Source organism: Brachybacterium muris (genome assembly GCF_016907455.1).
In the GTDB taxonomy this organism is placed as follows: Bacteria; Actinomycetota; Actinomycetes; order Actinomycetales; family Dermabacteraceae; genus Brachybacterium; species Brachybacterium muris.
The window spans coordinates 722486-740337 of record NZ_JAFBCB010000001.1 but is presented as its reverse complement, the minus strand read 5'-3'; the positions used below and the strand labels follow the sequence as shown (position 1 = coordinate 740337).

Below are 17852 nucleotides of genomic sequence, written 5' to 3'. Positions count from 1 at the left end.
CGAGGCCGGAGATTGAGCACAGTATGCGCCCACCCAGCAACCACCCAGACACCCGCCAGATAACAGTCAGATCACGATCTGCTCAGGCCCAGATCGCTGGGTTCAGCAGAAGCCAAGGGGGAAGCGTGAGCAGGGCTCAGAGCCGCGGCCCGGCCACCGTCCAGCTGAGGGCGACGATGCCCAGTGCGGTGCCGGCGGCGATGATCATCAGCGGCAACGGCAGTGCCGGGCCGGCGATCAGCACCCACATCAGCAGCAGTGCAGCGAGCCCCAGGAGCACTGCGAACAGCACGGGGCGGCCCGTGGCCGGCTTCCGGGAGATGCGGCGGGCGGGGGCAGAGTCCTGATCATGCTGAGTCAGCGTCGTCATCTCCGCTCCTTGCTCGATGGTGCAGGGCGGCGAGGGATCGCCGCTGCATGACTCCATCGTGTCGCGGATCCCAGGTGACTGCATCCCGCCCTGGGTGTAGTCGTCCCTGACTTTGGTATGGGGTGGGCCCATGGCTTCCCCATACGGCAAAGCCCGGTCAAATCCCCTTCAGGTTCGATGGTTCCTGCGCTTCGCGGGCGTCCTGGGCGGCCAGGCGCGCGAAGGCCCCGCCTGCGGCGATGAGCTCGTCGTAGGTGCCGCGCTCCACGATGCGCCCGTGGTCCAGCACCACGATCTGATCGGCATGGCGCACGGTGGAGAGGCGGTGGGCGATCGAGACGGTGGTGCGGCCTCGCGCCACCGCATCCAGCGCCCCGCTCATGGCGCGCTCGGTGGCGACGTCCAGGGCGGAGGTGGCCTCGTCCAGCAGCAGCACCGGCGGGTCCCTCAGGATCGTGCGGGCCAGGGCCAGGCGCTGCTTCTCCCCACCGGAGAAGCGGTAGCCGCGCTCCCCCACCACGGTGGCGTACCCCTCGGGCAGGGCTGCGATGTGATCGTGGATCTGGGCGATCCGACAGGCCGCGATCAGGTCCTCGTCGGTGGCGTCGGGCCGGGCGAAGCGCAGGTTCTCCGCGATGGTGGCGTGCAGCAGGTACGTCTCCTGGGTGACCACGCCCAGGCATGCGGCGAGGGACTCCATGGTGATCTCCCGCAGGTCGTGGCCGTCCAGGGTGATGCGGCCGCCGGTGGGGTCGTACAGGCGGGCCATCAGGTAGCCGGTGGAGGTCTTGCCGGAGCCGGTGGCGCCCACCAGGGCGGTGTGCTTGCCGGCGGGGACCACCAGGTCGATGCCGTGCAGGGTGGGCTCATCGGCCCCGGGGTAGGTGAAGTCCACCTGCTCGAAGCGGATCTCACCGCGCACCTGGGCGGGGTCCAGTGCGCGGGCACCGGGGGCGTCGTCGATGGTGATGGGGGCGTCCAGGTACTCGAACACGCGGGTGAACAGGGCCAGCGAGCTGTTGACCTGGGTGGCCACCCGAAGCAGGCCGTTCACCTGGGGGAACAGGCCGGTCTGCAGGGAGATGAAGGCGACCAGGGTGCCGATGGTGACGCCGGTGCCGCCCACGCCGCCCAGGGTGCCGGGCTCGTCGGCCGTGAACAGCAGGTACCCGCCCAGCAGGTAGGTGAGCGCCGGGAAGATCGCCATCAGGGTGGTGAACACCGCCATGTGCCAGCGGCCGGCCATCTCGGAGCGGATCTCCAGGTCAGCCAGGCCCCGGGAGTCGGTCGCGAAGGTCTCGGTCAGTGCCCGGGTGCGGCCCATGGTGGTACCCAGCAGGATCCCGGAGACGGACAGCGACTCCTGGATCCCGGCGGAGAGGTCGGCGGCCTTCTCCTGCCGGGCCTTGACGATCTCTCGGCGGCGCCTGCCCACGCGCCGGTTCATCCACACCGCGAACGGCAGGGAGACCAGGGAGAACAGGGTCAGGCGCCAGTCCAGGGCCACCATCGCCACCAGGGCCATCACGATCCCGGCGGCACTGGAGACGATCTGGGTCATCACGTTGGTGACCACGGCCTGCATGGAGCCGATGTCGGAGAAGATCCGGGACTGGATCTCCCCGGTGCGAGTACGGGTGAAGAACCCCAGGCCCATCCGCTGCAGGTGCCCGTACACGGCGACCCGCAGGTCGTGCATGACGGCCTGCCCCACGCGGGTGGAGAGCATGGCCTGGGTGATACCGAGGGCGCTGGAGACCACGGTGACCGCGATCAGTCCGCCCACGCACCAGGCCAGCAGGTCCAGGCGCTGCTCGGGCAGGGCAACGTCCACGATCTCCCGCACCAGGAACGGGGAGACCACCCCGGCGGCGGCGCCGACGGCGATCAGCACCAGCACGGCGGCGATGGTGCGCCGGTAGGGGCGGAACAGTCGCATCACCCGGCGGGTGTCGGGCTTCTGCCCGGGCGGCAGGGTGATCTCAGGCATCCCGTGGTGTCCGCCCCCGCCACCGCCTCCGCGGCCTCCGCCGCCGGGGCCAGCGGTCGTCACACGCCCTTCCCGCGGGCCACGGCGTGGGCGGCGGCCTGGGCGAGGGGGCGCACGGTGACCAGGTCCAGGTTCACGTGGTGCGGGGCGTTCAGGGCGTAGGAGATGACATCGGCGCAGTCCTCGGCGGTCAGCGGCTGCTCGACCCCGTCGTACACCTTGTCCGCGGCGTCCTTGTCGCCCAGGCGGGTCAGGGAGAACTCCTCGGTGCGCACCATACCCGGCGCGATCTCGATGACGCGCACCTTCTCGCCGTTCAGCTCCAGGCGCAGGGCGCGGGCCAGCATGTGCTCCCCCGCCTTGGCGGCGTTGTAGCCGGAACCGCCCGGGTAGGCCTCGTGGGCGGCCACGGAGGTCACGAAAAGCACGTCGCCGCGGCCGCTGGCCCGCACGGCCGGCAGCAGGGCGCGGGTGACCCGCAGGGCGCCGAGCACGTTCATGTCGTACATGCCCTGCCACTTGGAAAGGTCCGCCTCGGCGACCTGGTCGACGCCGAGGGCGCCGCCGGCCACGTGGACCACGGCGTTCAGCTCGCCGCCGAACAGCTCCCGGGATCGCTCGGCGAGGCGGGCTACGGAGTCGTCGTCGGTGACATCCACGCTCAGCACCTCGCAGCCGGTCTCCTCGGCGAGTGCATCGAGCTTCTCCTGGCGGCGGGCGACGGCCAGCACCCGCCAGCCGTCGGCCACGAGGCGGGCGGCGGTGGCACGCCCGATGCCGGAGGAGGCACCGGTGACCACGGCGGTGAGCCGGCGGTTCGGGGAGGTGGCGGTGGCATTCATGCCTTCCAGGGTACGCGGGGGCGGCCGCTCGGCCTCGGTGTCACGCCCCGGGGTAGGAGTCGATGTTCCAGTAGTTCCCGTCGTGGTCGAGGATGGCGGCGGTGCGGCCGCCGTGGGGAGGGTTGCTCGGGGGGTCGACGAGGCGACCGCCGGCCTCGATCCCGCGGCGCACCGTCTCGTCGACCTCCTCGTCGGAGCCGACGACGAGGCTGCACACAGATGTCCCGGGCCGGAACCACGGGGCGGTCTCCTCCTCGTCGCCGCGGACGGATCCGAACATCAGGCCACCGTGGTCGCGCCACTGGAACTGGGCGTGGTGGATGATCCCGGGGTCCTCGGGGTCCCGCACGAGGAGCTTCTCGGTGAACCCGAGGGCCGTGAGGAAGGCGATGGCACGGTCGGGGTCGGTGTAGCGGAGGCAGTGGTAGAGCTGTGGTGTCGTCATGGGGCCAGCATGCGCGCGGTCAGGGCGCCTCGTCTTGGACGACGGGGAAGTCCTCGAGCGTGCCTGCGGGGGTCATCGCGGCGAGCGCCCGCCATTCCCGGTTCATGTGGGGCTGATCGGCGTATCCCGCTCGGGCCGCGACGTCGGCCGCTGCCAGCCCGTCTCGCAGCAGGTGCTGCGCCACCTCGAAGCGGGCGAGGCGGCGGGCCTCGGTGGGAGTCACCCCGTACTCGTCGCGGAAGGCGATCAGCAGCTGCCGGCGGGAGAGGCCGACTTCCCGGGCCACCTGCTCGACCCTGGGCACGGTGGGCCCTGTGCCCAGCAGGGACCACGCCCGCGCGAGCTCCGGGCGCACACCGGCTCGTCCCGTGTCGACCCTGCCCAGCAGGTACTGGTCCAGCAGGGTGAACCGTTCCCGCCAGGGCAGGTCCTGGAGCCTGCGCTGGAGGGAGGAGGGGATCCGGTCGTCCTCGTCCCCGTCCACCAGCGCCCGGGCGAAGGCCCCGGCAGGTGCACCGAACAGCGCGCGGACCCCGCGAGGGGTGAGCGCCAGCTGGATCCCGTGCTGGTGGCCGTGGGTGCGGATCAGGGAAGGGCTGGTGTGCAGTCCGGCCAGGAGCGTGTCGAAACGACCGCGCTCGGCATCATCCAGCCAGGCGCAGTCCAGTGGCTCCTCGAAGGCGATGATCACGGTGATCCCGCGGGAGGGCAGCCCGTGGTGGGTGGCGTCCGGATCGAGCCGGTAGTCGTACCCGATACACGAGCGGACGTACGGTGCGAGCCCCTCCGGCACGCGATGCACGTAGGACGGCATGGCCCCACGCTAGTCGACGGGACCCGGCGGTCCCCGGGTGGCGCTGATCCAGTGCTGACCCGGCGCTGATCCGGAGCTGCCCCGGCGCTGATCCGGACCTGCCCCCGACAGCAGCCTCCCCCTGGTCGTCCTTGTCCCCGCTCCCACCGGCCACTAGGCTCGCCCGGTGCTCGCATACCGGAGGATCGCCGCCGCGTCGTTCCGGCAGTACTCCACGTACCGGGTGGCCACCGCCGCCGGCGTGTTCACCAATACGATCTTCGGCTTCATCCGCGCCTCGATCATGCTGGCCGCGATCGGCTCCGCGGGCGGCGAGCTGAACGGCTACGACGCCCTGCAGGCCGCCACCTACGTGTGGCTGGGTCAGGCGCTGCTGGCCCCCATCGAGGTGTTCGGCACCCGCGAGCTCGCCTTGCGGATACGGCAGGGCGATGTGGCGATCGACCTGCTGCGCCCCGTGGACCTGCTGGGCCAGTTCTACGCCGCGAAGCTGGGCCGCTCCGGGTTCCTGCTGCTGGCCCGCGGGATCCCGCCGATGCTGATCGGCGCCCTGGTCACCGGGATCGCGCTGCCCTCTGAGCCCTTCTCCTACCTGCTGGGGGCGTCGGCGGTGCTGCTCGCGATCACGGTGGCGTTCCTGGCGGACATGATGGTGAACCTGGCCGCGTTCTGGCTGATCGAGACGAGGGGCCTGACCACCGTGTACATGGCAGTGATGAACCTGCTCTCGGGTTTCCTGATCCCCATCGTGTGGTTCCCGGACTGGCTGCTGACCATCGCCCGTGCCACCCCGTTCCCCTCCATGATCCAGACCCCGATCGACACCCTCTCCGGTCGCCTCTCCCCTCTCGATGCGCTGCCGCTGATCGGGATCCAGGTGGGCTGGGTGGCGGTACTCGCTGGTGCCGCGGTGCTGATGCTGCGCGCCGGGGTGCGGTCGGTGGAGGTGCAGGGTGGCTGAGACCTCGACCCCCCGAGCGGACCGGCCGGTGTCCACTGCACACATGGTGCGCACCCTGTACGGCTCCCGGATCCGCTCCCAGGCCGCCTACCGCACCAGCTTCGTCTCGGACCTGGCCGGGCAGGTGCTGATCGTGGCGGTGGAGTTCCTGGAGCTGTGGGTGATCCTGGCGAACGTGGGCACCCTCGGCGGGATGACCCTGCCGCAGGTGGCGGTGGTGTACGGGCTGGGGGCCCTGGCCTTCGGCATCGCTGATCTGCTGCTGGGCGAGATCGACGGGCTCTCCACCTACATCCGCTCCGGGAAGCTGGAGACCCTGCTGATCCGGCCGGTGCCGATGCTGCTGCAGATCTCCAGCCTGGACCTCTCGCTGCGGCGCCTGGGCCGGATCGTAGTGGGCCTTGGAATGTACGTGGTGGCCCTCGGCATCGCCGGCTTCTCCCCCACCCCCGCCACGGTGGCACTCGCGGTGATCGCACCACTGGCCGGCGCCGCGATCTTCGGTGCGCTGCTGACGATGGCCGGGGCGATGCAGTTCTGGCTGATCGACGGTCGCGAGTTCGCCAACGCCTTCACCTATGGCGGCAACTACGTGGCCACCACCCCCAGTGCCGTGTTCGCGCTGCCGATGCGCGCGTTCTTCACCTTCGTGATCCCGGCGACGCTGGTCGCCTACGCCCCCACCCTCGTGCTGCTGGACCTGCCCGGGCCGACGCTGCTACCGCAGTGGACCGGCTGGATGGGTGTACCGGCCGCGATCCTCACCTGGACCGTCGCCGCCCTGCTGTGGCGTGCGGGGGTCCGCAAGTACACAGGAGCAGGCGGATGAGCACCGACCCCACCCCCGACGACCCCGACGACCCCGCGGTCGTGCTCGAGGAGCTGCGGCGCGACTACGTGGTGCGCACCAAGGCCGAGGGATCCCGACTGCGCCGCAAGCGTGTGGTGCGGGCGGTGGACGACGTGACCCTCACCGTGCAGCGCGGCGAGGCGGTCGGGTTCGTGGGCGCCAACGGCGCCGGCAAGTCCACCACCATCAAGATGATGACCGGGATCCTGCAGCCCACGAGCGGGCAGGTGCGGGTGCTCGGCAGGCGGCCGGTACCGGAGCGGAGGCAGCTTGCCCGGGAGATCGGGGTGGTGTTCGGGCAGCGCTCCCAACTGTGGTGGGACCTGCCGCTGCGCGACTCCTACCGGATCCTCGCGGCGATGCACCGCCTCACCGACGCCCAGCGCGACGCACGCCTTGCCCGGCTGGTCGACGGCCTGGACCTGGCACCGTTCCTGGACCAGCCGGTGCGGCAGCTGTCCCTGGGCCAGCGGATGCGCGGCGAGGTGGCCGCGGCGCTGCTGCACTCCCCCGCGCTGGTGATCCTGGACGAGCCGACGATCGGGCTCGACATGGTCTCCAAGGAGGGGCTGCGACGCTTCCTGCGTGAGGACCGTGCCGAGCGCGGCACCACCTTGTTCCTGACCACGCACGACATGAGCGATGTGGAGCGGCTGTGCGAACGGATCGTGGTGCTGGGCTCCGGTTCCATCGCCTACGACGGGCCGTTGGCCGGGTTCCGCGAGAGCCTGGGCGCACCCCGTGAACTGGTGGTGGACCTCGCCGAGCCCCGGGCACGCTTGGACCTTCCGGTCGGGGCCGAACCGGGCACCGTGGAGGCCGAGGGGATCCGTCACCGGATCCGCTTCCACGGCAGCCAGCTGACCGTCCCGGCCCTGCTGGCGGCGATCAGCGCGCAGGCCGAGGTGCGGGACCTGTCCCTCGCCGAGCCCGCCATCGAGGATCTGGTGCGGCAGATCTACGCGCAGGGCCGCTGATCGGGGATCGGACCTGCCCTGCCGGGGCCCAGTTCCGTAGAGTGAGCAGGTGGCGCGCCCGCGCCCACCCGACAGAAGGAGCACGCCGTGGCCGCCTCGAACCTGTCCACCGGACGCATGATCTCCTACGCGTTCGACATGTCCCAGCGTGCCGCTGCCGGTGGTGCCTCCGGTCCCGCAGCAGCCACCGGATCAGCAGCATCCAACGGCAGTGCACCTGCCGAGAACGGCCCGGGCAAGCGCACCAAGCGTGAGGAGATGGCCCGCTATCTGCTGGAGTACCTGCTGCGCGACCCGAAGGCCCGCAAGGCCTTCTGCCAGGTGATCGCCGGGATTGACGCACCGGCCACCGCGTTCCGCACCTCCTCGCGTTCCGGTAGCGATCTGTTCGACCTCGAGGCGCCGCTGACCTCCGGGGCCGAGGACCGCATCGCGATCAAGGTGATCGTGGACGGCACGATCGAGGCCGGCGCCGTCACCGCTGCGCTGGCTGCGCTGCCCACGCCGGCGAGCCGCCTCGTGCTGCTGCTGCCCAAGCACCGCAAGAGCTCCCTGGACGTCAAGGACGAGCACCTGATCCGCACCACCTGGGCGGCCCTGGCCAAGCGTCTGGTGAAGAAGGACTCCAAGCGAGCCGACTTCTGGCGCCTGATCGGTGAGTTCGGGGAGGACGCCCCGGCCACCTCGGTGTACCGGGCGGTCTCTCCGCGGATCCTGCTCGATCAGGACGTGGTCAAGGAGTTCCGCTCGCACCTGGACACCCTGCGCCTGGTGGCCGCCGAGCTGTACGGCCGTCCGGTGCGGTTCTCCACCAGCCGCCGCGGCCGCGGAGCCTGGTTGCAGGTGGGGGCCAGCGGCACAGGGCTCGGGGTGGAGTTCGACGCGGTCGAGGAGGGCTCACCGGTGTGGCTGGTGGGCACTCGCCCGCATCGGTCCCACCCGTTGAACATCGGTGCCCTCCCCGACGAGGAGAGCCGTGGCCGGGCGGAGCGGCGCCTGCGCGGCATCGCCTCCGGCGAGCGCCGCCACGACGACCCGACGTACGCGCCGTCGGTGCCCGAGTTCATCGGGGAGCCCGCCTCGCACGCGATGGAGGAGGCCCGCGCCCTGCTGTGGGATGTGTTCGACCCGCAGATGTTGGCCGCTGCCGGGTTCCCACTGGTGCCGCGCCGTCAGCCCGATCTCGAGCCGGATGCACTGGCGGTGCGCCTGCACCGCGAGGGCGATCCGCGGGCGGGCACGTTCCTGGTCTCGGTGGGACGATCGAAGAACTGGACGACCCTGCTGCCGCGGGTGACCCGTGAGTTCGACGGCCGCACCTACATCATCCAGGCCGCCAAGGGGGACACCGCTGAGGACCTGGTCACTGCCGTGCACGGGGCCCTGCTGTCCCTGGCCACCAAGCCCTGACCCGGCCGTCCCGGCCACCACCATCGCGCCCCTGTCACCGATCGGCAGCGGCGCCCGATCTATTCGAGGAGTTCCATTGCGCGGAGAGTTCAAGGTGCGCGGAGGCAAGCTAGTCTCCGTCGACGTCGAGGCCAGTGACGAGAAGATCGCCTCCGTCCACGTGTTCGGCGATTTCTTCCTGGAGCCCGACGACGCCCTGGAGGACATCAACGCCGCCCTGGTGGGGATGCCGGTGGAGGCGACCGCCGCCGAGCTGGGCGCCGCGATCACCGCGCGCCTGGACGCCCGGCCGGAGCCCGTGCAGATGATCGGCTTCGACGCCGAGGCCGTCGCGATCGCGGTGCGACGAGCGCTCGGTCATGCCAGCAGCTGGGACGAGCTCACCTTCGACGTGTTCGAACCGGCGGTGATGGAACCGGTGATGCACGTGGCCCTGGACGAGGTGCTGCCGCTGGAGGTGGCCGCCGGCCGCCGCCCGCCCCTGTTCCGCATCTGGGACTGGGACTCACCGCTGGTGGTGATCGGCTCCTACCAGTCGCTGCGCAACGAGATCGACGCCGAGGGCGCGCGAAAGCACGGCATCGGGGTGGTGCGTCGCATCACCGGCGGTGGGGCCATGTTCATGGAGCCCGGCAACTGCCTCACCTACTCCCTGGTGGTGCCCACCTCCCTGGTGGAGGGGCTCAGCTTCGAGCAGGCCTACGCGTACCTGGACGACTGGGTGATGGGCGCCCTTGCCGAGATCGGGGTGAAGGCCCGGTACGTGCCGCTTAACGACATCGCCTCCGAGCAGGGCAAGATCGGCGGTGCCGCGCAGCGTCGCTTCGCCGGCGGCGTGCTGCTGCACCACGTGACCATGGCCTACGACATCGACGCCGACAAGATGGGCGAGGTGCTGCGCATCGGCCGCGAGAAGCTCTCGGACAAGGGCACCCGCAGCGCCAACAAGCGGGTGGACCCGATGCGCTCCCAGACGGGCCTGGCCCGTGAGCAGATCATCGACGGGTTCCTGGACCATTTCCGCGGCCACTATGACACCCGCCCTGCCACCTACACCGATGCCGAGCTGGCCCGTGCCCGCGAGCTGGTGGAGACGAAGTTCGGCACCGAGGAGTGGACCGCCCGCGTGCCGTGAGCACGGCTCCCTCGCACCTCGGTGCAGTTTCCTGGCATCCACGCCCCCATATCCCAGGAATCCGCACCGAGGCGCCCGATAGACGAGGGCAAGGGGGGATGGTGGCTGCGCATGGGGGCGCGGGCAGCGGCGGCGTGACCGCACCGACACCGCCCCCGTCGTGCACCCTCGCCCGCATCCTGGAACAATGGCGCCCATGACCGATACCTCTGCGCGCCCGGACGCCGGCACCACCGGCCACGCCCTCCCCGGATCCACCACCGGATCCACCGTCCCCGACCGCCCCTCCCTGGAGGGTCTGGAGACCAAGTGGGACGGCGTATGGAGCGAGCGCCAGGACTACGCCTTCGACCGCGACACCACCCGCGATCAGGTGTTCAGCGTGGACACCCCGCCGCCCACCGCATCCGGCTCCCTGCACATCGGCCACGTGTTCGGCTACTCCCAGGCCGACATGATCGTGCGCTACCAGCGCATGCGCGGCAAGAACTGCTTCTACCCGCTGGGCTGGGACGACAACGGCCTGCCCACCGAGCGCCGGGTGCAGAACTACTACGGGGTGCGCTGCGATCCGTCGCTGCCGTACGACCCCGACTTCACTCCCCCGCAGGAGGGCGGCGACAACAAGTCGTCCAAGGCCGCCAACCAGCTGCCGATCTCCCGCCGCAACTTCATCGAGCTGTGCGAGAAGCTCACCGAGATCGATGAGAAGTCCTTCGAGGAGGTGTTCCGCACCCTGGGCCTCTCGGTGGACTGGGATTACTCGTACCAGACCATCGACTCCCGTTCCCGCGCCGTGAGCCAGCAGGCGTTCTTAGAGAACCTGCAGGCCGGCCAGGCCTACCAGGCCGAGGCCCCCACTATGTGGGACGTCACCTACCGCACCGCCGTGGCGCAGGCCGAGCAGGAGGACCGCGACCGCGACGGCGCCTACCACCGCATCGGCTTCACCCGTACCGATGGCTCAGGCGAGAAGGTGTTCATCGAGACCACGCGTCCCGAGCTGCTGCCGGCGTGCGTGTCCCTGGTGGCCCACCCCGACGACGAGCGCTACCAGCACCTGTTCGGCACCACCGTCACCTCTCCCCTGTTCGGGGTGGAGCTGCCGGTGAACCCCCACCCCCTGGCCCAGGCCGACAAGGGTGCGGGCATCGCCATGATCTGCACCTTCGGCGACTCCACCGACGTGATCTGGTGGCGCGAGCTGGACCTGCCCACCCGCTCGGTGATCGGCCGCGACGGCCGCTTCGTGGCCGACGCCCCCTGGATCACCACCGAGGAGGGCGCCGCCCGCTACACCGAGCTCGCGGGGCTCACCGTGTTCAGCGCCCAGAAGCGCGTGGTGGAGATGCTCACCGAGACCGGTGACCTGGTGGGCGAGCCCAAGAAGATCTCCCACCCGGTGAAGTTCTACGAGAACGGCGACAAGCCGCTGGAGTACGTGACCAGCCGCCAGTGGTACCTGGCCAACGGTGGTCGCGACCACACCGAGGACGGCCTGCGCTCCCGCCTGATCGAGCGGGGCCGCGAGCTGACCTGGCACCCCGCCCACATGGAGTCCCGCTACCGCAACTGGGTGGAGGGCCTGATCGGCGACTGGCTGATCTCCCGCCAGCGCTTCTTCGGGGTGCCCTTCCCGATCTGGTACGCGGTCAATGAGCACGGCGAGACCGACTACGAGCAGGTGCTCACCCCGCCGGTTCAGTCCCTGCCGATCGACCCCACGATCGACGTGCCGGACGGCTTCGAGGAGTCCCAGCGCGACCAGCCCGGCGGCTTCACCGCCGACCCGGACATCCTGGACACCTGGGCCACCAGCTCGCTGACCCCGCAGCTGGCCGGCGGGTGGGGCCACGACGAGGACCTGTTCGCCAAGGTGTACCCGATGGACCTGCGCCCCCAGGGGCACGACATCATCCGCACCTGGCTGTTCTCCACCATCGTCCGCTCCCACCTGCAGCAGGACTCCCTGCCGTGGACCCACGCCTCCATCAACGGCTGGATCCTGGACCCGGACCGCAAGAAGATGTCCAAGTCCAAGGGCAATGTGGTCACCCCCATCGGCCTGCTGCAGCAGCACGGCTCCGACGGGGTGCGCTACTGGGCCGGCAGTGCCCGCCAGGGTGTGGACACCGCCTTCGACGAGGGGCAGATGAAGGTCGGTCGCCGCCTGGCGATCAAGATCCTCAACGCCTCCAAGTTCGCCCTCGGCTTCGGCCCGGCCCCGGCCGATCCGGCCGGTCGCCTCGCCGCGGACCCGTCGGCCGTGACCGAGCCGCTGGACCGCGCCCTGCTGGCCCGCCTGGCCGAGGTGGTGGAGCAGTCCACGGTCGCCTTCGACGACATGGACTACGCGCGCTCGCTGAACGTGGTGGAGCCGTTCTTCTGGATGTTCTGCGACGACTACATCGAGCTGGTCAAGGAGCGTGCCCACGGGCAGGCCGGGGAGCAGGCCGCGGCGTCTGCCCGTGCGGCCCTGGCGATCGCCCTGGAGGTGCTGCTGCGGCTGTTCGCCCCGGTGATCGTGTTCGCCACCGAGGAGGTGTGGTCCTGGTGGCGCGAGGGCAGCGTGCACACGCAGCCCTGGCCGGAGGCCGCCCCGCTGCGCGAGGCCTCGGGTGGCGCCGAGCCCGCCCTGCTGGAGTCGCTCGCGCAGGCGGTGATCGCGGTGCGCCGCATCAAGTCCGACGCGAAGGTGTCCCAGAAGACCCCGATCCTGCAGGTCACCCTGGTGGCCCCGGAGGCGGCGACCGCACACCTGGAAGCGGCCCGCTCGGACCTGGAGGCCCTGGGTCGCATCGAAGGCCTCACCGTGACCGGTGGGGATGTCGAGGCCGTGACAGCTGAGGACGTCGAGCTGGGCGAACCGCCGGTCAAGCAGCCCCGCAACGCGGGCTGAGCCGAGGGGTTCGGTGCCCGCGCCCAGGTCCCCTGGGAGCAGATCGCCCGGGTACTGGTCCCCGGTGAGCACGAGCCCGGGGACACGGTGGCGCTGCTGCTGGACGACGGGCGCACCGTCCTGGTCACGTCGCTGCGGAAGCAGCAGCCGTCCGACTTCGGCACCGGGATCTCCCCCTGGTACCAGCGAGCAGGAGCGATCCTGCAGTCGGCGCACCAGCACTGGCTGGGCTCCCGGCAGATGCCATGATCCAAGCGCCACCCAGCGCTAGCAGAACGAGGAGCACAACCATGCCACCTCTGGTCTTCCCGCCCGGGAAGACCACCAGGATCCGCTGGATCGGGGCAGGAGTGCTCGTGATCGGGGCTGTCGTATTCGGGATCGTCCCCGTACTCGGCTTCGCCCTCACACGCAGCCCCAGCGCGATCCCGCTGCTGCTGGGACTGCCGGTCGCGCTGCTGGCAGGGCCGGGCTGTGGCTGGTGGGGACGCGACGGCGGATCGAGATCAGTCCGGACCAGGTCACATGGTCCCCCCTGTTCGAGGGGGCGACGACCGTGCCGTTCGCCCAGATCCGTCACGTTGACGTTCCCACTGAGTATTCGTAGTCGTGGGAGCCACCGAATCTTGCTCTTGGGGACCGCCGATCGTGCCGACGGGGGCCAGTAGCCGCCGCGGTGGGGACCACTGGCTCCCGCCGGCATCGGGTCACTGGGGCAGTGCGGTGTGTTCTCGCATGTTCCTGTCGCCGGTGTCGATCCAGATTGTGTTGTGCACGATGCGGTCCATGATCGCATCGGCGTGGACTGCTCCACCGAGCCGGGCGTGCCAGTCCTTCTTCGGGTACTGGGTGCAGAACACGGTCGAGCCGGTGTCATAGCGGCGCTCGAGCAGTTCCAGCAGCATCGAACGCATTCCCTCGTCAGGATGGTCCAGCAGCCACTCGTCGATCACCAGCAGCGAGAACGTGGAGTACTTCCGCAGGAACTTCGTCTGGCCCTGCGGCTTGTCCTTTGCCAGGGCCCAGGCCTCTTCGAGGTCGGGCATTCGGATGTAGTGGGCTCGGAGCCGGTGCTGGCAGGCCTGCTTCGCCAGCGCGCAGCCGAGGTAGGACTTCCCTGAGCCGGTGAAGCCCTGGAAGACCACGTTCTGTTGCCGCTGGATGAAGGAGCAGGTTGCCAGTTGCGCGATCACGTTCCGGTTCAGTCCCCGTTCCTCGACCAGATCCAGCCGCCGCAGGTCCGCTCCGGGATAACGCAGCCCCGCCCGGCGGATCAGACCCTCGACCTTTCCATGATTGAAGATGGAATGCGCCTCGTCCACGATCAGCTGGAGCCGTTCCTGGAACGACATCCCCAGCACGTGAGCCTCATCCTGGGCATCGATCGCGTCCAGCAGCGCGGTCGCGCCCATCTCGCGCAGCTTCCGCTTCGTGTCGTTATCGATCACGCTCACCGGACACCTCCGGCGTAGTAGTCGGCGCCACGGACGTATCCGCCGTCTTCCGCGGGTTCCTCGCGGGGTGGACGCAGGGCGGCGACCTTGTCCTGCCCGGTGGCCAAGATCGGGTGCAGATGCGCATAGCGCGGTGAACGGACCCGTCCCGTCAGCGCGAGTGCGCAGGCCGCCTCGACCCGATCTACGGAGAAGCGGCGAGAGAGCCGTAGCACCGCCAACGCGGGATCCAGGCCCTGTTCCACGATCGGCACGGACTCGAAGATCCGCTGGATCACGATCACCGTGGCCGGCCCGACCCGATCTGCCCACGCCCGCACCCTCTGCGCGTCCCAGGCCTGGAAACGCTCGCCCGCAGGTAGGTCCGCGTCGTTGGTGCGGTACTCATTGCTCGCGGTCTCCGGGAGCAGCAGGTGACTGGTCAGTCGCTGGCTGCCCTGATAGATCTCCAGCGTCCGGGCCGTGATGCGCAGATCGACCTTCGCGCCGATGTGCGCGAACGGCGCGGAGTAGAAGTTCCGCGCGAACGTGACGTGCCCGTTCCTGCCCACTCGTCGTCCGTAGTGCCATGTCGAGATCTCGTAGGGCACCGCCGGCAGCGGCGTCAGCAGCGGCCGCTCCTCCGCGTCGAACACGCTGGCGCGGGATCCGGGCCGCTTCTGGAACGGCTCCGCGTTATAGGCCTCCATCCGCTGCCCGATGGCGGCTGCAAGTTCGGGCAGGGACGTGAATCGCTGATCCCGCAGCCCGGCGATGACCCAGGTCGCGACGTGCGCGACGGTGTTCTCCACGCTCGCCTTGTCTTTCGGTTTCCGCACCCTCCCCGGGAGCACCGCCGCCGAGTAATGCGCTGCCATCTCGCGATACGCATCGTTCAGGACGATCTCGCCCTCGCGGGGGTGCTTCACCACACCGGTCTTGAGGTTGTCCGGAACGATCCTCGGGACCGTCCCGCCCAGCGCCTCGAACATCGCTACGTGCGCTCGCAGCCAGGACTCCTGGCGCATATCCAGCGCCGGGAAGCAGAACGCGTAACGAGAAAAAGGCAGGCAGGCAACGAACAAGAACACCTTCGAGACCTCGCCGGTGACCGGATCGGCCAGCTCCATCGTGGGGCCGGACCAGTCGACCTCCACGCTCTGGCCGGCCTTGTGACCGACTCTCGAAGCGGCACCGGTGACCATGACGTGGTGCTGGTAGGTGCGGCAAAACCGGTCATACCCCATCGCCGGATCCCCAGCCGCCGTGGTCGCGTCGAAGTACTCGCCGTGCAACAGCTTCAGCGTCACGCCGACCCTGGCCATCTCTCGATGGACCTGTTCCCAGTCCGGCTGTGCGAACACGCTCTCGTGCTCGCCCCGGCCCGGGAACAACCGGGCATACACCTGCTCATCGGCGACGTCCGCGATATCGCCCCACCCGATCCCTGCAGCGTCAGCGGCCTCGAACACCGCCCTCACGGACTTGCGGGACATGCCCTGCGAGGACGAAATCGCTCGCCCCGACAGACCTTCTGCGCGCAGCTGGAGCACCAGCTTCGCCCTGATCTTCCGTACCATTCCAGATTGCTCCTTCCGCCGCGTGCCCTATACACACGGCGGAAGGAGCGTAGACAGAGCGGCCCCAACGACACCACTGGTGGTCCCGAACGACGCCACCGCTACGGCAGCGACGTGGCACCCGAACCCTCGATCAGCGGACCCCAGCGAGGCGAATATTCACCCACCACCGCCCGTGGCCCGAACACGGTGACCCTGCACCTGTTGGACGGGCGGGTCCTCCCGGTGAGCGCGCTCACCATGACCCTGGCACGGGCAAGCAACTACGCCGATGCGCACTACCAGGAGACGGCGTACGCCCTGACCTCGGCCCATGAGGCTGGTCGGCTCACCACAGGACTCGGTGATCGGGGGTTCGGACGGGATGGTCGATAGCATCGACGTGTTCACCATCGAAGAGAGGGCTCGACCATGAAGAAACTGCGCTCCGGCGGCAGCACCGTGATGTTCATCGTGGGAGCCGTCTTCGTCGTCGCTGCAGTGCTGGCCACCACCGGTTTCGTCATCGGCACCGTCGTCTCGGGGAACACCGCTCTGCTGTGGGGACTGCTCGGTGCTGCCGTGTTCCTCATCATCGGCGCACTGCTTCTGGTGATGGGGTTCCGCAGCGGTGCAGTCCTGGACGAGCGCGGCCTTGCCTGGACACCTGCCCTCGGCGCACGGCGCTTCATCCCCTGGGACCAGGTGCAGCAGGTGCAGGTCCCCGGTGATGACCATCCTGGGACCTGCGTGCAGCTGGTGCTGCGCGACGGCTCGGTGGAGCACGTCAAGGCGATCTCGAAACCTCAGAACAGTGAGACCCATCGCCGCTGGGCGTCACGCGGTTACCTTGAGCGCGGTCAGCTGGTTTCCCAGGCGCACCAGCAGTGGGCCGCCGGTCTCACCACCAGGGACTGATCCCCGAGGTCCAGTCCTTGAGATCACTGATGCCGTCGTCCGGGTCGTAGTCCCCGGGGGTGAAGGGGTTGACGAAGTTGTTGGGGTGGAAGGAGAACTCCCCTGCGGCCGATCCGCCTGCACCCGGCGCCAGCGCACCACCCAGACGGAACGAGATCCTGTCGGTGGAGAACTCGTAGCCGGCCTCCGCGCCGATGGACCCGCCGGTCTCAACGCCGGCCTTCACCTCGGAGGAGAACCATCCGCCCGGGGCACCCATCTTGAACTCGGCCTCGGCCTTGGCCCCGGCGAACGCACCCGCGTCGAAGCCCGCAGCAATGCCGTTGACATGCCCGTCATCGTTGCGCACCAAGCCCGAATAAGCATTGGCGTGTGCTTCGGCACCAGCGAATGCCTCAGCCTTGCCCTCGGCCTCGATGCCGCCGAAGTAGATCGATCCATCAGCGTTGGCGTACGCACCGGCGCCGATCGCGGCACCTGCACTTCCACCGTCGGGCCCGAAGGTAGCGCCGGCCTCCCCGTATCCGGTGATGCCGAGCTCTGCTGAGGCCTCGGCCATCCCCCCACCAGGGCCATGGAAGGTGCCCTCGGCCCCTGCGCTGGCCTGGGCGCGCCCGCCTGCTGATGCGGTGACGTTGCCGTGCTGATCAGTGGTGGTGTGGGCACCTCCGGAGTAGCTCCCACCGGCCTCAGCCGATGCGGATCCCCAGTCTCCCTCGAAGGGCGGGGTCTTCGCTCCGATGCCGTCCCCGTGCTGACCGATCGGGCGCTCGTCGCCGGCGCGGGTGGCCAGGTCGCCATAATCCAGGCCGTCGCCGTACCGGTACGTCTCCTCGCCGGGCCTGTACTCGTCCCTGCCGCCCCCGCCTTCATCGCCACCGGCACCGGCGCCCCCGCCGGCCCCGCCACCCGTACCGGAGGCCGTATCCTGCTCCGTCGCGTGCTGGTCGAGCTCGCCGCCCTTGGCGCGGATGTCCTCCGCCTTGGCGATCATGCCGGGCTTCACGGTCCCATGCCAGAGGGTGCGCAGCGCGATCGCGTCCGGCCCGAACCAGGGTACGGAATCAATTACCACGCCCAGCGCGTCGGTGACGTCCTGAATGCGCTGAGAGCCCAGTTCGCAGGCCTGCGCCTGCGCTCGCATCTGCTCTGTGTCCCCACCGTAGAACCCTGATATGGTCCTGCCTCCCCGTTCACCGATCAACGACATTCACCTTACGGGGGTGGAGGGCTCGTGCCTATGGGGACA

17 protein-coding genes are annotated in these 17852 nt (G+C 69.6%); 9 read left to right on the top strand and 8 right to left on the bottom strand.

What is annotated here, in order from left to right; all coding sequences use genetic code 11:
- Positions 1–136: 136 nt before the first annotated feature.
- The 5 genes from JOD52_RS03445 to JOD52_RS03425 all read right to left on the bottom strand — a co-directional run bounded on the left by JOD52_RS03445 (position 137) and on the right by JOD52_RS03425 (position 4461).
- A complete protein-coding gene (locus JOD52_RS03445; protein WP_017822139.1) occupies positions 137–370 on the bottom strand; it encodes a hypothetical protein in 234 nt (77 codons plus the stop codon).
- 157 nt (positions 371–527) lie between these two features.
- Positions 528–2360, bottom strand: a complete 1833-nt coding sequence (locus JOD52_RS03440) for an ABC transporter ATP-binding protein (RefSeq protein ID WP_204408803.1) — start codon at positions 2358–2360, stop codon at positions 528–530.
- Between the two features lie 59 nt (positions 2361–2419).
- A complete protein-coding gene (locus JOD52_RS03435; RefSeq protein WP_204408802.1) occupies positions 2420–3202 on the bottom strand; it encodes an SDR family oxidoreductase in 783 nt (260 codons plus the stop codon).
- A gap of 40 nt (positions 3203–3242) precedes the next feature.
- Positions 3243–3647: a VOC family protein gene (locus JOD52_RS03430; protein WP_204408801.1), complete on the bottom strand. Its 405-nt coding sequence runs from the start codon at positions 3645–3647 to the stop codon at positions 3243–3245.
- A 19-nt stretch (positions 3648–3666) separates the two neighbouring features.
- Positions 3667–4461: an AraC family transcriptional regulator gene (locus JOD52_RS03425; RefSeq protein ID WP_017822143.1), complete on the bottom strand. Its 795-nt coding sequence runs from the start codon at positions 4459–4461 to the stop codon at positions 3667–3669.
- A gap of 166 nt (positions 4462–4627) precedes the next feature.
- Between JOD52_RS03425 and JOD52_RS03420 the strand changes: the two genes are divergently transcribed.
- The 7 genes from JOD52_RS03420 to JOD52_RS03390 all read left to right on the top strand — a co-directional run bounded on the left by JOD52_RS03420 (position 4628) and on the right by JOD52_RS03390 (position 12942).
- The gene (locus JOD52_RS03420; RefSeq protein WP_204408800.1) at positions 4628–5422 is read left to right on the top strand and encodes an ABC-2 family transporter protein; all 795 of its coding nucleotides are present in this window, start codon (positions 4628–4630) and stop codon (positions 5420–5422) included.
- Positions 5423–5450: 28 nt separating this feature from the next.
- On the top strand, positions 5451–6251 hold the full coding sequence (locus JOD52_RS03415) for an ABC-2 family transporter protein (RefSeq protein WP_259849847.1): 801 nt from the start codon (positions 5451–5453) through the stop codon (positions 6249–6251).
- On the top strand, positions 6248–7249 hold the full coding sequence (locus tag JOD52_RS03410; RefSeq protein ID WP_017822146.1) for an ABC transporter ATP-binding protein: 1002 nt from the start codon (positions 6248–6250) through the stop codon (positions 7247–7249). Before JOD52_RS03415 ends, JOD52_RS03410 begins: the two co-directional genes overlap by 4 nt.
- Before the next feature lie 87 nt (positions 7250–7336).
- Entirely contained in the window at positions 7337–8659 is a 1323-nt protein-coding gene (locus JOD52_RS03405) for a hypothetical protein (protein ID WP_017822147.1), read from the top strand.
- Between the two features lie 76 nt (positions 8660–8735).
- The gene (locus tag JOD52_RS03400) at positions 8736–9794 is read left to right on the top strand and encodes a lipoate-protein ligase LplAB (RefSeq protein ID WP_017822148.1); all 1059 of its coding nucleotides are present in this window, start codon (positions 8736–8738) and stop codon (positions 9792–9794) included.
- A gap of 196 nt (positions 9795–9990) precedes the next feature.
- Positions 9991–12693: a valine--tRNA ligase gene (gene valS / locus JOD52_RS03395; RefSeq protein ID WP_204408799.1), complete on the top strand. Its 2703-nt coding sequence runs from the start codon at positions 9991–9993 to the stop codon at positions 12691–12693.
- A gap of 87 nt (positions 12694–12780) precedes the next feature.
- Complete coding sequence (locus tag JOD52_RS03390) at positions 12781–12942, top strand: hypothetical protein (RefSeq protein ID WP_204408798.1); 162 nt, start codon at positions 12781–12783, stop codon at positions 12940–12942.
- A 458-nt stretch (positions 12943–13400) separates the two neighbouring features.
- Here JOD52_RS03390 and JOD52_RS03385 read toward each other — a convergent pair whose 3' ends face one another.
- A complete protein-coding gene (locus JOD52_RS03385) occupies positions 13401–14147 on the bottom strand; it encodes an ATP-binding protein (protein WP_338124028.1) in 747 nt (248 codons plus the stop codon).
- Positions 14144–15706, bottom strand: a complete 1563-nt coding sequence (gene istA / locus JOD52_RS03380) for an IS21 family transposase (RefSeq protein WP_204408388.1) — start codon at positions 15704–15706, stop codon at positions 14144–14146. The genes JOD52_RS03385 and istA overlap by 4 nt, the downstream gene beginning before the upstream one ends.
- 114 nt (positions 15707–15820) lie before the next feature.
- On the opposite strand from istA, the gene JOD52_RS03375 reads away from it, so the two are divergent.
- Positions 15821–16081 carry a hypothetical protein gene (locus JOD52_RS03375; RefSeq protein WP_204408797.1) on the top strand — a complete coding sequence of 87 codons (261 nt, stop codon included), beginning with the start codon at positions 15821–15823 and terminating at the stop codon, positions 16079–16081.
- Between the two features lie 36 nt (positions 16082–16117).
- Entirely contained in the window at positions 16118–16603 is a 486-nt protein-coding gene (locus JOD52_RS03370; RefSeq protein WP_017822152.1) for a hypothetical protein, read from the top strand.
- On the opposite strand, the gene JOD52_RS03365 is transcribed toward JOD52_RS03370, so the two are convergent.
- Positions 16587–17813 (bottom strand): hypothetical protein, encoded by a 1227-nt coding sequence (locus JOD52_RS03365; protein ID WP_204408796.1) that lies wholly within the window; start codon positions 17811–17813, stop codon positions 16587–16589. The two genes, JOD52_RS03370 and JOD52_RS03365, sit on opposite strands and share 17 nt — an antisense overlap.
- Positions 17814–17852: the final 39 nt, after the last annotated feature.